This is a genomic window from Nocardioides antri, from assembly GCF_008373765.1.
Lineage (GTDB): Bacteria > Actinomycetota > Actinomycetes > Propionibacteriales > Nocardioidaceae > Nocardioides > Nocardioides antri.
Window position 1 is genome coordinate 1 of sequence record NZ_VUJW01000100.1, and the last position, 484, is coordinate 484.

The 484-nt window shown below is 49.0% G+C and carries 1 protein-coding gene; it reads right to left on the reverse strand.

Annotated features, from left to right (window positions below; all coding sequences use genetic code 11):
• The coding region (locus F0U47_RS22705; RefSeq protein ID WP_246159721.1) for a serpin family protein at nt 1–428 on the reverse strand (428 nt) is incomplete at its 3' end.
• Between the last annotated feature and the right edge of the window lie 56 nt (nt 429–484).

The window sequence follows — 484 nt, forward strand, 5'->3', positions numbered from 1 at the left end:
GTGTGTGTCCCAGCAAAGAGTATCTTGTCTTCGTGAAGAATTAGGAACAGGAATGGATGGTCTACTTTGAACGGTAGAGATGGCGGCGGTCTGGATAGCGAAGATGTCGGCACGGCAATCAACCCTGTAAAAGCTCCTGCAGTAGCGCCTTCTTCGTCGACTTTCACGAAAGCTTCTTGGAAAGCTCTAGAGACTACAACTTGGTCATTCTTAACAATGCCAGGTGCTGGCTCTTGGAATATCTTTGACACCCCAACCTTAGGTAAAATAGTATTAAGGTCCAATCCACTGCGTATTTCGAACTTAGGTATCTCTAATTCGATGTCTCTGCCGGCGGGGGATAGGTTAAATACGTCTTCAAGTAGACCCTTTTCGGCCGCTTTCTCCAGCACTGCAGGTAGTCCGTCAATTTTGTCGGGCAAAACCACGACCATACGGAATCCTGACTCCTTATACAGCAGTGCCCGCCGCGTGAGCTCCGGCT